The 14,053-nt window shown below is 71.9% G+C and carries 13 protein-coding genes; 5 read left to right on the forward strand and 8 right to left on the reverse strand.

Going from position 1 to position 14,053, the window contains the following annotated elements; genetic code table 11:
- Window positions 1–2: 2 nt before the first annotated feature.
- Both ACFVRO_RS18345 and ACFVRO_RS18350 read left to right on the forward strand, forming a co-directional pair.
- Window positions 3–947 (forward strand): zinc-binding alcohol dehydrogenase family protein, encoded by a 945-nt coding sequence (locus ACFVRO_RS18345; protein ID WP_386955050.1) that lies wholly within the window; start codon window positions 3–5, stop codon window positions 945–947.
- On the forward strand, window positions 944–1,747 hold the full coding sequence (locus ACFVRO_RS18350; protein ID WP_386955052.1) for an alpha/beta fold hydrolase: 804 nt from the start codon (window positions 944–946) through the stop codon (window positions 1,745–1,747). Before ACFVRO_RS18345 ends, ACFVRO_RS18350 begins: the two co-directional genes overlap by 4 nt.
- A 3-nt stretch (window positions 1,748–1,750) precedes the next feature.
- Here ACFVRO_RS18350 and ACFVRO_RS18355 read toward each other — a convergent pair whose 3' ends face one another.
- From ACFVRO_RS18355 to ACFVRO_RS18390, 8 genes are all read right to left on the reverse strand, one after another.
- The gene (locus tag ACFVRO_RS18355; RefSeq protein ID WP_386955055.1) at window positions 1,751–2,359 is read right to left on the reverse strand and encodes an alkylhydroperoxidase domain protein; all 609 of its coding nucleotides are present in this window, start codon (window positions 2,357–2,359) and stop codon (window positions 1,751–1,753) included.
- Window positions 2,356–2,940 carry a CMD domain protein gene (locus ACFVRO_RS18360; RefSeq protein WP_386955058.1) on the reverse strand — a complete coding sequence of 195 codons (585 nt, stop codon included), beginning with the start codon at window positions 2,938–2,940 and terminating at the stop codon, window positions 2,356–2,358. The genes ACFVRO_RS18355 and ACFVRO_RS18360 overlap by 4 nt, the downstream gene beginning before the upstream one ends.
- A complete protein-coding gene (locus ACFVRO_RS18365; RefSeq protein ID WP_105672307.1) occupies window positions 2,937–3,953 on the reverse strand; it encodes a putative FMN-dependent luciferase-like monooxygenase in 1,017 nt (338 codons plus the stop codon). The genes ACFVRO_RS18360 and ACFVRO_RS18365 overlap by 4 nt, the downstream gene beginning before the upstream one ends.
- Window positions 3,950–5,641: a dipeptide ABC transporter ATP-binding protein gene (locus ACFVRO_RS18370; protein ID WP_386955061.1), complete on the reverse strand. Its 1,692-nt coding sequence runs from the start codon at window positions 5,639–5,641 to the stop codon at window positions 3,950–3,952. Before ACFVRO_RS18370 ends, ACFVRO_RS18365 begins: the two co-directional genes overlap by 4 nt.
- Window positions 5,642–5,702: 61 nt before the next feature.
- Complete coding sequence (locus ACFVRO_RS18375; protein ID WP_386955064.1) at window positions 5,703–6,581, reverse strand: ABC transporter permease; 879 nt, start codon at window positions 6,579–6,581, stop codon at window positions 5,703–5,705.
- Window positions 6,578–7,525 (reverse strand): ABC transporter permease, encoded by a 948-nt coding sequence (locus ACFVRO_RS18380; protein WP_386955066.1) that lies wholly within the window; start codon window positions 7,523–7,525, stop codon window positions 6,578–6,580. The genes ACFVRO_RS18375 and ACFVRO_RS18380 overlap by 4 nt, the downstream gene beginning before the upstream one ends.
- Complete coding sequence (locus ACFVRO_RS18385; RefSeq protein WP_105672311.1) at window positions 7,525–9,159, reverse strand: TIGR04028 family ABC transporter substrate-binding protein; 1,635 nt, start codon at window positions 9,157–9,159, stop codon at window positions 7,525–7,527. Before ACFVRO_RS18385 ends, ACFVRO_RS18380 begins: the two co-directional genes overlap by 1 nt.
- Window positions 9,160–9,269: 110 nt before the next feature.
- Window positions 9,270–10,640, reverse strand: coding sequence for an NtaA/DmoA family FMN-dependent monooxygenase (locus ACFVRO_RS18390; RefSeq protein WP_386955068.1), 1,371 nt, complete (start codon window positions 10,638–10,640; stop codon window positions 9,270–9,272).
- A 117-nt stretch (window positions 10,641–10,757) separates the two neighbouring features.
- On the opposite strand from ACFVRO_RS18390, the gene ACFVRO_RS18395 reads away from it, so the two are divergent.
- Genes ACFVRO_RS18395 through ACFVRO_RS18405 form a run of 3 tightly spaced genes read left to right on the forward strand, consistent with a single transcriptional unit; the run spans window position 10,758 to window position 14,042 of the window.
- Window positions 10,758–12,050 (forward strand): O-acetylhomoserine aminocarboxypropyltransferase/cysteine synthase family protein, encoded by a 1,293-nt coding sequence (locus ACFVRO_RS18395; RefSeq protein WP_386955071.1) that lies wholly within the window; start codon window positions 10,758–10,760, stop codon window positions 12,048–12,050.
- A 29-nt stretch (window positions 12,051–12,079) separates the two neighbouring features.
- Window positions 12,080–13,090: a Gfo/Idh/MocA family protein gene (locus tag ACFVRO_RS18400; protein WP_386955074.1), complete on the forward strand. Its 1,011-nt coding sequence runs from the start codon at window positions 12,080–12,082 to the stop codon at window positions 13,088–13,090.
- Window positions 13,083–14,042 (forward strand): NYN domain-containing protein, encoded by a 960-nt coding sequence (locus ACFVRO_RS18405; protein WP_386955077.1) that lies wholly within the window; start codon window positions 13,083–13,085, stop codon window positions 14,040–14,042. The genes ACFVRO_RS18400 and ACFVRO_RS18405 overlap by 8 nt, the downstream gene beginning before the upstream one ends.
- The last annotated feature ends 11 nt before the right edge of the window (window positions 14,043–14,053 follow it).

The raw sequence follows: 14,053 nt of genomic DNA on the forward strand, positions 1-14,053 counted from the left end.
ACATGGCTCGCGCGATCGTCTACACAGAGTTCGGTTCCCCTGACGTCCTCCACCTCAGCGACATCCCCGACCCGGTCGCGGGCGCCGGCGAGGTCGTCGTCCGCATCGAGGCAGCGGGCGTGAATCCGATCGACGCGAAGCTCCGCGGAGGCAGGAGGCCCTCGGCCCCGATCACCGAGCCGCGCAGGATCGGCTTCGACGGCGCCGGCGTGGTCGAAGCCATCGGCGAGGGCGCGGAGGGGTTCGCCGTGGGCGACCGCGTCGCGATCCGCGACACTCTCGGCACCTACGCCTCGGCGCTCGCGGTCCCGGCTGCTCATCTCGCACCGCTCCCCGACAGCGTCACCGTCGCCGAGGGCGCGGGGATCGCCATCCCCGCGGGTACGGCGCATCAGGCGCTGCGCTCACTCGCCGTGACCGCCGGCGACGTCCTCCTCGTCCACGCGGGCTCCGGGGCTGTCGGCCAGGCGGCCGTGCAGTTCGCGGTGGCCTGGGGTGCGACGGTCATCGCGACCGGGAGCCCGGCACGACACGATCAGCTGCGCGAGCTCGGCGCGATCCCCGTCGCCTACGGGGACGGGCTGCTCGATCGCGTGCGCGCCGCCGCGCCGGACGGGGTGACCGTCGCCCTCGACTGCGCGGGCACCGACGAGGCGATCGAGACCTCGCTCGCCCTCGTCTCCGACCGCGACCGCATCGCGACGATCGTGCGCGGACCGGACGCCGCGTCCTTCGGCATCCGCGCGTTCTCCGGCGGATCGCCGATCCCGCTCACGGAGCAGGAACTCGCCTGGCGCGCCGAGGCGCTGCCCGCCACGATCGCGCTCATCGCCGCGGGCGACTTCACGATCGAGCTCGGTCAGGAGCTGCCGCTCGCCGAGGCGGCGCGGGCCCACGAACTCGTGGAGTCCCACGCCGCCGACGGCAAGCTCATCCTCGTCCCGTGACTCTGATCACCGTCGCCTCCGGGCGCGCGCAGCTCGCCACCGAGGCGACCGGTCACGGCGGCGCCGTGCTGATGATCCACGCCGGTGTGACCGACAGGACATCGTGGGACTCCCTGGTCGCACGGCTCGGAGACGGTTTCCGCACGGTCAGGTTCGACGCCCGAGGGTACGGGGAGACCGCCTACGAGACCGAGGACGGGTGGTCACCCGTCGCAGACGCGCTCGCCGTCTTGGATGCCTGCGAACCGGGCGCCGCAGTCGTGATCGGATGCTCGATGGGCGGCAGAACGGCGCTCGATCTGACGCTCGCGCACCCGGACCGGGTGTCGGCGCTCGTGCTCATCGCACCAGCCGTGAGCGGTGCTCCCGCGCCCGTGCTCGCCCCGAGGGTTGCTGAGCTGGATCAACTGATCGACGCAGCAGACGCCGACGGAGACGTCGATGAGGTGAACCGCCTCGAGGCGATCGTCTGGCTCGACGGGCCGGAACGCCCCGGTCGCGCCTCGCACACGGCCCGCGAGCGTTTTCTGGCGATGAACGGCGTGGCCCTGCGCGCAGCCGATCCGGGTGAGCAGTCCGAGCCTGGCGACGCCTGGACGCGCCTCGGCGAGATAGCGGTGCCGACGCTCGTCGTCGTCGGCGACCTCGACCTCGAACACATCCGGCGCTACGCCCTCCACGTCGCCGCGAGCATCCCCAATGCGACGTTCCTCGAGCTGCGGGATGTCGCTCACCTCCCCCATTTGGAGGCGCACGACGGAGCACTCGACGCCGTCGCGGGGTTCCTTGCGGCGCGATGAGGATCAGTCCGGCGCAACCGGACGCCCGATCGACAGCATGAGCCGGTTGGCCCAGTTGAAGAACGCGGCGCCGTGGATGACGTCGGAGATCTCGAGATCGTCGAGACCCGCCGCACGCAGCCGGGCGACCTCGGCGGGGCCGAAGGCGCTCGGAGTGTCGGTGAGGGCGACGGATGCCGCGACCACGGCGTTCCACCGCTCGCCGAGATCGGCGTCCGTCCCCTCCACGAGCAGGAGGTCGACGTCGTCGGGCCGCTTGCCGTAGTGCGCCGCGAACCGCGAGTGCACGGAGGCGCAGAACACGCAGCCGTTGCGACGAGACGCGGCCGTCGCCGCCAGCTCGCGCTCCGCACGGGGAAGACCCTCCGCGACGTTGTAGAAGATGTCCTTGTCGACCAGGGTGCGAGCCTTCAGCACCTCGGGGTCGCGCGCCAGCAGCCGGAAGTAGTCGTTCTTCGCGCGCGCCGCCTCGACGAGTCCGTCGTAGTGGCGCTCGGTGAGCTCCTCTTCGGCGAGCGGCGCGAGGTGGGGTCGCCAGCCGACCTCGGCACGCGTGAAGGCGTGCGGATGCGGGGCGTCATGGTGCACGAGCACGGAGTCCGCGACGGTCATGCCGCCGCCCCCAGGACGCGGAGGCCGGTGACGACCCGCTGCTGGAAGGCGAGGAAGGAGACGAGCTGCGACAGCGTGACGATGCCGTCGGCCGACCAGCCGGCGTCCAGCAGTCGCTCGATGTCGTCGCCCGACGCCTCGCGCGGCCGGAGCACGAGCAGGTGCGTGTGCGCGAGCGCAGCGGCCAGCCGCGACCCGAGCGCCTCGACGGCGTCACCGTCCGGGGTGTAGCGGGGTCCGTCCGTGCTCTCGGAGCGCAGCCCCTCCTCCGTGTAGGCGCCGTACGGGCCCGCCGTCGCGGCCTCGGCGGCCTCCGCGAGGACGATCGCCGCTCGCCGCGGGTCCGCGGCGAGCGCGCGGTCGGCGTAGAACGTGCCCGTGGCGTCGGTGTCGCCGGCGAGCCTCGTCGCGAAGGCCGCGACCAGCTCCCTCTCCTCCTGCGAGACGTGCGCGACGGAGACGGGCCGGAACAGCGCGTCGAAGCTCGCCTGCAGCTGCTCCCTGGTCACCGGACGGCGGCGCCGCAGCTCGTCGAGCTCGGGCGTCACCCCCGCGATCTGATCGACGATGTCGGTGGTCATGCCTTCTCCTTGATGGTGTCGAGGGTGTAGCCGAGGGCCGGGGCGACCCTGTCGGCGAAGAGCTCGATCGAGCGCAGCACGTGCTCGTGCGGGGCGTCGACCGAGTGCACCTGGAACGCGACCTCCGTGGCCCGCGCGAGCGTGGTGTCGGCGGCGAGCGACTCGGCGACCTCGTCCGGCGTGCCCAGGTGGGTGTCGAGCGCCGCGATGAGGTCATCGAGGTCGTCGCCGGGGATCGTCTGCCCCTGACTCCGGAAGCCCTCGGCGGCCCGGCGCAGCCCGACCTCGGCGAAGCGCAATGCCTCAGCCCTGTCATCCGCCACGAACACGGTGCGCGACGCCGTGATCCGCGGCGCGACGCCCTCGGGCAGCGCCTCGAGGTACGCGTCGATGATCGGGTCCTGCAATGCCGACAGCGGGGCGTGCAGGTCGTCGGCGCGACGCGGCTGCGTGCGCGAGAGCAGCAGGCCGTGACCGTGCACGCCGGCCCTGTGACCGCCCGGCGCCGAGAACGTCGCCTGCCAGATGCGGTCGGCGAGCGAGCCGGCATCCGGGTAGAGCGTGTTGTCCGCGCCGATGTCGCGTCCGGCGAGCGCGTCGAGCAGCACACCGAGCTTGCGGTCGTAGGTCGCCGCCTTCGCGCGCACGTCCTCCCCGAAGGGCGCGAACGACGACGGCGTGCCGCCGCTGCCGAGACCGAGGTCCAGCCGCCCACCGGAGAGCAGGTCCGTCACGACCGCGTCCTCCGCGACCCGCACGGGGTCCTCCAGAGGCAGCGTGATGACGCCGGTGCCGAGGCGGATGCTCGTGGTGCGCGCCGCGACGTTCGCGAGCAGGACGAGCGGCGACGGCAGCCCTCCCTCCGCCGCGCGGAAGTGGTGCTGCGCGACCCAGGCGCGGCCGACGCCGTACCTCTCCGCCTGCTGGATCTGCTCCGTCGCGAGCGCGTAGCGCTCCGCCGGGGCGGCGTCGTCGAGCAGCCGGGTGAAGAAGGCGACGGTGGGCGCGGTCATGAGAGGGCTCTTCCTGTGAGTGCGGCGGTGAGTGCGGCTGCCGGTTCGGTCGTGCGTTCGACTGCGCGTCCCGGGACCGCGGCGAGCAACTCCCTGGTGTAGTCGTGCTGCGGGTCGCGGAAGAGCTCCTCGGTGGCGCCCTCCTCGACGATCCGGCCGCGGCGCATGACCGAGACCGTGTGGCTGATCCTGCGGACCACCGCGAGGTCGTGCGAGATGAACAGGTACGTGAGTCCGAGCTCCGCCTGCAGCGAGGCCAGCAGCTCGAGGATGCGCGCCTGCACGGTGACGTCGAGGGCGGACACGGCCTCGTCGAGCACGAGGATCTCGGGGTCGATGGCCAGCGCCCGCGCAATCGCGACGCGCTGCCGCTGGCCTCCGGAGAGCTCGCGCGGAGTCCGCCGGGCCAGATCGGCGGGCAGCGCCACCCTGTCGATGAGGGCGAGAGCGCGCTCGCGCCGCTCGGCCTTCGACCCCACGCGGAAGTTCTGCAGCGGCTCGGCGACGATATCGGCGACCTGCTGTCGCGGATCGAGCGAGGCGAAGGGGTTCTGGTACACGAGCTGGATCCGTCGTCGCAGCGCCCGCAGTCCCTCGCCGGACACCCCGGTGACGTCCTCCCCGTCCAGCCGTATCGTTCCGGCATCCGCCCGCTGGAAGCGCGTGATCAGCCGCGCCGTCGTCGTCTTGCCCGACCCCGACTCCCCCACCAGCGCGTGGGTGGTGCCGCGGCGCACACGGAAGGAGACGTCGTCGACCGCACGGAAGCTCTCGCGCCTCTTGACCCGGAACTCCTTCACGAGCCCCTCGGCGACGATCGCGTACGGGTCCTCGGCGGCGACGGCGGCGGCGTCGCGCAGGAACGGCGGCGCCTCCGGACGACGGAATCCGGTGACGAACGCCGGGGCGTCGGCGAGGAGCTGCCGCGTGTAGGCGTCGGAGGGGGCCGCCAGCACGTCGGCGCTCGCGCCCTGCTCGACGATGGCGCCGTCCTTCAGCACCACCAGCTGCTGGGCACGGTCGGCGGCGACGCCGAGGTCGTGGGTCACGAGCAGGATGCCGGTGCCCTCCTCTCGCCGCAGCTCGTCGAGCAGATCGAGCACGCGCCGCTGCACCGTGGCGTCGAGCGCACTGGTCGGCTCGTCGGCGATGAGCACGCGCGGACGCAGGGCGATCGCCGTGGCGATCAGCACGCGCTGGCGCATGCCGCCGGAGAGCTCGTGCGGATACTGGCGCGCCCGCAGGTCGGGGTCGTCGATGCCGACCCGGTCGAGCAGCTCGAGCACGCGGGCGCGACGACGGCGGCGGTCGCGATGACCGTGCAGGCGCAGGATCTCCTCGACCTGCGCGCCGATCGGCCGCACGGGGTCGAGGGAGGTCACCGGATCCTGCGGCACGAGGCCGACGATCGGACCGCGGATGCCGCGCAGCGCCCGGTCCGACCACCCCGAGACGTCGAGGTCGCCGAGGCGCACCGAGCCCGCGTCGACGCGGCCGCCCTCCGGCAGGAGCCCCAGGATCGCGTGCGCGGTCGTGGACTTGCCCGATCCGGACTCCCCGACCAGGGCGAGGGTCTCCCCCTCGTTCAGCTCGAACGACACCCCGTGCACGACCTCTCGGCCCGCGTACGAGACCCGCAGGTCGGTGGCCGTGAGGACGGTCCCGCCCGTTGCCGCGTTGACGCTCATCGGACGTTCCTTCCGAGACGATGGCTGATCTGGACCCGCACACCCGTGGGAGCGTGGACGCTCATCGGATGTTCCTTCCGAGACGATGGCTGATGCGGTTGGCGCTGAGCACGACGGCGACCACGACGAGACCGGGGAGAGCCGTGAGCCACCACGACGTCCCGATGTAGTTGCGTCCCTCCGCGATCAGCAGACCCCACTCCGGGGTGGGCGGCGGGGCCCCGTACCCCAGGAAGCCCAGGGTGGAGATCGCGAGGATCGCGGTGCCGAACTGCAGGGCGGCGAGCGCGACGATCGGCGTGAGCGAGTTCGGGAGCACGTGCCGGCGGAGCACGGCGAAGAAGGTGCCCCCGCTCCCGTACGCGGCCTCGACGTACTCGGTGCGCCGCACCCGCGCGACCTCGGAGCGCATCAGCCGCGCGAAGGCGGCGATGCTGCCGAGACCGACGGCGATCGCGGCGTTCACGGTCCCGAACCCGAGGAGGATGATGACCGAGAGCGAGAGCAGCAGTCCGGGGATCGCGAGCAGCACGTCGACGACCCGCATGAGGATGTCGTCGACGATGCCGCCGAGTGCCCCGGCGACCGCGCCGATCAGGGTGCCGAGGCCGAGCCCGACCGTCACGGCGATGAGCGCCCCGGAGAGCGAGTGCACCGACCCGTGCACGACGCGCCCGAACAGGTCCCTGCCGAGGGCATCGGTGCCGAACCAGTGCGCCCCGCTCGGCGGCAGGAGCTTGTCGGCCGGCGCCCCGGAGAGCGGATCCCCCGGAGCGAACACCCCGGGGATCACGGCCCACAGCACGACCAGCGCGACGAGGGCCACCGCGACGTAGAGGCCCCACGGGCGACCGGGCCGACGGGTCCGACGGGGAGCGACGGCCTGGGCGACGTCCTCGGATACCGGCGCAAGGGCAGGAGGAGCGACGAGGGCGGTCATGAACGGACTCCGATCGCGGGGCGGACACGCTGACGCGGGTCGATGAGCGGGGTGACCAGATCGACGGCGAAGGAGATGAGCACGAAGCCGAGGGCGGACAGCAGCACGACGCCCTGCAGCACCGGGATGTCCTGGTTCGCCACGGCCTGTTCCGTGAGCCTGCCGATGCCCGTGCGTCCGAACACCGTCTCGGTCACGACGGCGCCGCCGACGAGCTCGCCGAACAGGACGCCGGCGATCGTGAGCGCGGGGACGGCCGCGTTGCGCGCGACCGATCGCGTGAGCACCCACGCCGGAGGGGCGCCCTTCGCGCGCACCACGGTGATGAAGGGCTGCGCCTGCACCTGGTCGACGGCGCGCACGAGCACCTGGGCGAGCGGAGCCGAGATCGGGACGGCGAGCGTGAGCACCGGCAGGATCAGACCCCGCACCGGATCGGCGCCCACGATCGGCACCCAGCCGAGGCCGAAGGAGAACACCTGGATGAGGAGGATGCCGAGCCAGAACACCGGGACGGCGACGAAGAGGCCGGGCACCTGACGCAGTCCGTCGCGAAGCCACGCGAACGGGGCCAGAGACGACACGGCCGCGATGAGCACGGCGAGCAGCAGGGCGACGACGAGACCGAGCGCGGCCAGCAGCAGCGTCGCGGGCAGCGCCTCGGCCAGCATCCTGAGCACCGGGGTGCCGAACTGGGTCGAGTAGCCGAAGTCCCCGGCGACGAAGCCGAGGCCCGCGTGCACGTACTGCTGCCACCACGGCACGTCGGCGCCGTAGGCCGCGCGGATGCCGTCGAGCTGCTCGGGCGAGAGCCCCAGACTCGGGTCGGAGAACTTGATGAGGATCGCATCCCCCGGCAGCAGCTGCAGCAGGAAGAAGGTGGCCGTGAAGGCCGCGATCAGAACGATCGCGGCCTGCCCGGCTCGTCGGAGGACGAAGGTCATCAGTGCTCCTGGAGCCAGACCTCGGAGAAGGTCGGGCGGCCGACCGATTCGGACGCGAAGCCCTGCACGTAGGTCGCCGCGCCGTACACCTGCGGCTCCTCGAACAGCGGGATGACGTACGCCTGCTCGGCGATGTAGTCCTGCACCGCCTGCGACGCCTTCACGCGCTTGTCTGCGTCGGGCTCGGAGGCCACGGCGAGCAGCAGGCGGTCGAGCTCGGCGTCCTCGGAGATGAGCACGTCCCGGTTCTTCGTGAAGAACTGGCTCTTGATCACATCGAGATCGGCGCGGCCGACCATCGAGTGGTAGAAGCCCGTCTTGAGCGGATCGCGCGTGTCCTCGGCGTAGCTGCCCGCGTCTCCGGGCTTGACGGTCAGCTCGACGCCCGCCTTGGCGAGCTGCTGGGCGACGAGCTCGAGCGTGGCCTTCGACTGCGGCTGCGGCTTGGCCTCGTAGACGGTGATCGAGAGTCGCTGGCCGTCCTTCTCGCGGATCCCGTCGCCTCCGACCTCCCACCCGGCCTCATCGAGGAGCTTCTTCGCCTTCTTGAGGTCGTACACGTAGTGCTCGGACTCGTCCTTGTAGCCGAGCGCCTCGGAGGAGAGCACAGACGTGGCCACCGGGTAGTTCTCGGTGAAGAGGGTGTCGACCACCTCCTTGGCGTCCACCGCCGCGACGAGCGCCTGCCTGACCGTGATGTCGCTCAGGATCGGGTTCCCCGGGCGGAGGGCGATCGAGTTGTTCACACCACGGGTCTGCGGCGCGTACAGCGTGAAGCCGGCGCCCGAGACGCGGGCCTCGTCGAAGGCCTGGACGTACCGGACGAGGTCGGCCTGACCGGCGAGCAGCGATCCGATGCGCACGGAGTCCTCCGGCGTCACGATCACGTGCACGTCGTCGAGGTACGGGCGGCCCTGGTTCGCGGCGCTCTCGGGAGCCCACGCGTAGTCCTTCCGCGCCTGGAGCGTGTACTCGGTGCCGAGCTTCTCCCCCGTCACGGTGAACGGGCCGGAGCCGATGATCTCGGCCGCGTTGCCGGCGCCGAAGTCCTCGATCGTGCCGTCCAGCGTGTCTGGCGAGAGCAGCCCGGAGTTGATGGTCGACGTCGCCTGCAGGAACCCGGGCGACGGGGCGGAGAAGCGGAACGTGACGGTGTCGTCGTCGACGACCTCGCTGCTGGCGTAGTTGTTCACCGCCTCGGAGACCGTGAGCCCCCGATCCGGGGCTCCGAGCCCGTAGGTGTCGAAGTTCTTCGCGACCGCCGCGGCGTCGAGCGGGGTGCCGTCGGAGAACGTGACCCCGGGGCGGAGGTCGAAGGTGTACTCGGTCGCGTCGTCGTTCACCGTCCAGTCGGAGGCGATCCAGGGCTCGATCTCGAGCGTCTCCGGGTTCTGCCACGTCAGACGAGCGGTGATGTTGTTGACGATGCCGCCGTTCGGGTAGAACCCGGCCTGCGGCGGGTACAGGTTCGTGTAGGTCTGGTGCTCGAGGTAGGTGAGCGTGCCGCCCGTGACGGGGTCGCCGCCGGCGGAGGGCGCGTTCGCCGGCGCCGGAGACGAGGCGCAGGCGGCGAGACCGGCCGCCATGACGAGCGGGAGTGCGACGGCGACGGCGCGGACAAGGCGACGATTCATGCGGGGGCCTCCTGGAGGGTTCGGGTATGTAGGGTGCGACTCACGTTAGGGACGAGGGATGCCGGGCGACGATGCGGCGGACACGACCGTTCACGAGCGGTCACCCGCTGTCACGCATCGACATGCGACGTAATGCGCAGGCGGTCGCGGAGGGTGCCGCCGTCGCGTCCGAGCAGCCCTCTGCGGCGCAGCTCGGGGGCGGCGAGCCGGGTGAACGCCTCGAACTGCGCGGGTTGGAAGGCGGAGAGCACGTTGAATCCGTCGGCCGCCCCCTCGTCGCGCCAGGTCTCGAAGTGGTCGGCTATCGCCGGGGCGTCGCCGACCACGAAGGCCGCCGGCACCGCGTGCGCGGCCACGAGATGACGCCAGGTCACCGGATGATCGCCGCCGACGCCGAGCCCGGCGATGCGCGCGACGCGGGCGATCAGCGCCTCTCCCGCCGATCCGAGCCGCGCGGCCTCCTGGGCGGTCACCGGCGCATCGAAGGACGCCGCCCTGAGCGGGTCGTCGGCGGCGACCCCGAGCGCATCGGCGACCGCCTCGACCGTGCGGTTCGGAGGGAAGGCCGTCCGATCCCGCTGATGCCCCTCCGCCAGCGGCACGAGGGAGAGCAGCCTCTCGACGATGCGGTGGGCCTCGGCGTCCGACTCCGCGACCACCGGGAGCACGGGGGCGATGACCTTCACGTCGTCGGGAGACCGTCCGGCCTCTGCGGCGATGTCGCGCAGGGTGCCGCGCGTCGCGATCGCGTCCGCGAGGGTCGGCGCCGCGATGAGCGCGAGATCGGCCTCGGTCGCGGCGAGGTGGCGCGACCGGGGCGAGGTGCCGGCGTGCACGATCGGGATCTGTCCCTGCGGAGGTCGGGCGACGTTGAGAGGACCGTCCACCCGCACGTGGTCGCCGCGGACGTCGGCGGGGCGCAGACCCTCCGGATCGATGAGCACGCCGCGCTGGGCATCTGCGACCCAGGCGTCCTCGCTCCACGAGTCCCACAGTCGGCGGAGAGCGGTGACGAACTCCTCCGCCCTGTCGTAGCGGCCCTCGTTGTCGGCGTGCGCGTCGCGGCCGTGGTTGCCCGCAGCCCGCGGCTCGGCGCCGGTGACGAGGTTGACGCCGGCGCGGCCCCCGGAGAGCACGTCGAGCGAGGCGAGCGAGCGCGCCGTCGTGTAGGGATCGGCGTAGGTGGTGTTCACCGTCGCGATGAGCCCGATGCGGGAGGTGAGCCCGGCGAGGAACAGCACGGCGCTCACCGGGTCGATCCGCGCGAGCAGGTAGGGGTCGCGGAACTCGAGGTCGGGCCCCGTGGCCAGCCAGTCGCCGAAGAAGAGGTAGTCGAGACCGGCATCCTCCCCCTCCTCCGCGATGCGCCGCAGGACGGCGTGGTCGGCGGACGGGTCGCGGTGGGCGCCGGGGTGACGCCACCCGGAGGGGTACGCGCCGAGAGTGCGCACCATGGCGCCGATGATGAGCGGTTCGGTCATGGCGGCCACGGTACGAGCGGTCGCTCCACCGCGCCACGGCGGCGATTCGGGGGTTCACGCGGTGCAACAGTTCGACACACGCCGAAGCACGGACCGTTCGCTCATCACAATGGTCTGATGAGCGAGTTCGCGACCCGGCAGATCCAGGCCGGCTACGTCCCAGGGACACCCCAGAACAGCGCCGTGCCGCCGATCTACCAGACGGCCGCGTACCAGTTCTCCTCGCTCGCGGATGCTGCGGACCTGTTCGCGCTGCGCACCACGGGCAACCTCTACAGCCGCAACGCCAGCCCGACCCAGCAGGTTCTGGAGGAGCGCGTCGCGGCGCTCGAGGGCGGCGCGTCCGCGGTCGCCGTCGCCTCCGGTCAGGCCGCCGTCGCGGTGACCCTGCTCGCGCTCGTCGGCGTGCGCGGCCACATCGTCGCCGCGAACCAGCTCTACGGCGGCACCGTCGACCTGTTCCAGGACACGTTCGAGGATTTCGGCATCGGGGTGACCTTCGTCGATCAGGACGACCCCGACGCCTGGCGGGCCGCGATCCGTCCGGAGACCCGCACCCTGTTCGCCGAGTCCGTCGCGAACCCGGTCGCTCAGGTGCTCGACATCAGACTCGTCGCCGACATCGCGCACGAGGCCGGGGTGCCGCTCGTGATCGACAACACCGTGGGGACGCCGTACCTGGTGCGCCCCGGCGAGCACGGCGCCGACTTCGTCGTGCACTCGGCCACCAAGTTCCTCTCCGGGCACGGCACCTCCCTCGGCGGGGTCGTCGTCGACCAGGGCACGTTCGACTTCGGAGCGGAGCCCGACCGCTGGCCGCAGTTCACCGCCCCGTACAAGCGCTTCGGCGAGCTCGTGCTGTGGGAGCGGTTCGGCATCGGGCAGGCGTTCGCGGCGCTGGTGAAGTCGAAGTACGTGCACGACCTCGGCCCGTCCCTCTCGCCGTTCAACGCCTGGCAGATCCTGCAGGGCATCGAGACCCTCGACCTGCGCGTGTCGCGGCAGAGCGCCACCGCCCTCGCCGTCGCCCGCTTCCTCGCCGAGCACCCCTCGGTGTCCAGGGTCAACCACCCCGGTCTCGAGGGCAATCCCTGGCACGGGCTCGCGCAGCGCTACCTGCCGGACGGCGTGCCGTCGGTGTTCTCCTTCGACCTGGCCGGCCCTGCGGACGAGGGCGCCCAGGAGCGCGTCGGCCGGGTGATCGACGCCCTGCGGGTGGTCCGTCTCGTCGCGAACATCGGCGATGCGCGCAGCCTGGTGGCGCACCCCGCGTCGATGACGCACTCGCACCTGAACGCCGAGCAGCGCGAGGCGGCCGGCATCTCGCTCACCACCATCCGACTGTCCGCCGGCCTCGAGGATCCTCGCGACCTCATCGCCGACCTGGATCAGGCGCTCGCGAAGGCCTGACCGCGCCCCTCACCCTCTACGCTGAGACCATGACTGGTCTTCGTTGGGGAATCCTCGCGACCGGCGGCATCGCCGGCGCGTTCGCATCCGATCTGCGCAGCGCAGGGCTCGATCTGGTGGCTGTCGGCTCACGCTCCCAGGAGTCCGCCGACGCCTTCGCCGCCGCGCACGGCATCGCCCCCGAGCACACCCATCCCACCTACGAGGCGCTCGTCGCCGACCCCGACGTCGACATCGTGTACGTCTCGACGCCGCACCCGATGCACCACGACAACGCGCGACTCGCGCTCGAGGCCGGCAAGCACGTCCTCGTCGAGAAGGCGTTCACGGTCAACCGGGCGGAGGCCGAGTCCCTGCAGCGCCTCGGCGCCGAGCGCGGCCTGCTCGTGATGGAGGCCATGTGGACGCGCTACCTCCCGCAGATGGTGCGGATGCGGGAGCTCATCGCCTCTGGCGCCCTGGGCGAGATCCGCACGGTGTCGGCCTCGCACACCCAGTACCTCCCCTCCGACCCCGCGCACCGCCTCAACGCGCTGGAACTCGGCGGCGGCGCTCTGCTCGACCTCAGCATCTACCCGATCTCGTTCATCTGGGACGTGCTGGGCGCCCCGACCAGCATCCAGGCCGCGGGCCGTCTCGTCGAGACCGGCGCCGACGCCGAGGTCGCCACGGTCATGGTCCACGAGGGCGGCGCCGTCTCCACGAGCTTCTCCTCGTCGAGAGCGGCTGGGTCGAACACGGCGTCGATTCTCGGCACCAGGGCGCGCATCGAGATCCAGCCGGCGTGGTCGTCGGCATCCACCCTCCGCCTCATCGCCCCCGACGGCACCGTCCTCGAGGAGATCGGGGGCCCGCCGGCTCCGGATGCGCCTCGCGGCATGGAGCACGAGGCCCACGCCGCCGAGCGCCTCGTGCGCGACGGGCTCCTCGAAGGAGACATCCTGCCGATCGCCCAGACCGTGGCGATCATGGGCACGCTCGACGAGATCCGCGCTCAGATCGGCGTGACCTACCCCACAGAGGAGTCGCACAATGGCTGAGGCATCGGAGGCCCGCGTCGCGGTCTACCTCGACTTCGACAACATCGTCATCTCCTGGTACGACCGGGTGCACGGGCGCAACGCCTACGGCAAGGACCGCCAGCGCATCACCGAGCGCCCCGACGACCCCGAGGTGACCGAGCGCCTGCGCGCCGCGATGATCGACGTCGGCGCCATCATCGACTACGCCGCGTCGTTCGGCACCCTCGTCCTCACGCGCGCTTACGCCGACTGGTCGTCGCCGGTGAACGCCGAGTACCGCACGCAGCTCGTGGCCCGCGCCGTCGACCTGGTGCAGCTCTTCCCCGCCGCGGCGTACGCGAAGAACGGCGCCGACATCCGCCTCGCCGTGGATGCCGTCGAGGACATGTTCCGCCTCCCCGACCTCACCCACGCCGTGATCGTCGCCGGCGACAGCGACTACGTGCCCCTCGCCCAGCGCTGCAAGCGGCTGGGGCGCTACGTGATCGGCGTCGGCGTCGCCGGCTCGACCGCGAAGTCCCTCGCGGCCGCGTGCGACGAGTTCGAGTCGTACGACTCGCTGCCTGGCGTGGTCAGGCCGACGCGGATCGCCGCTCCTGCCCCCGCGCCCGAGACCGTCGAGCAGGTGGAGCCCGCCGCCAAGGCCAAGGCGGCGCCCAAGGCCAAGGCCTCCCGCACGAAGGCCGCATCAACGGCGGATGCGCCCGCTCCCGCGAAGCTCGACGAGCAGGGCGAGGCGACCGCGCTGCTGCAGCGCGCGCTGCGTCTGGGCCACGACAAGGCGGATGCCGACGAGTGGCTGCACAGCTCGGCGGTGAAGACCCACATGCGGCGCATGGACCCGTCCTTCAGCGAGAAGGCCCTGGGCTATCGCTCGTTCTCCGACTTCCTCAAGTCGCGCGATGACATCGCCGAGCTCGAGGAGACCGGCCACGAGCGCCTGGTCAGGCTCCGCGAACCCGCGGTCTGACCAGGCGCCCG

It is taken from the genome of Microbacterium sp. NPDC057944 (genome assembly GCF_042887445.1).
In the GTDB taxonomy this organism is placed as follows: Bacteria; Actinomycetota; Actinomycetes; order Actinomycetales; family Microbacteriaceae; genus Microbacterium; species Microbacterium natoriense.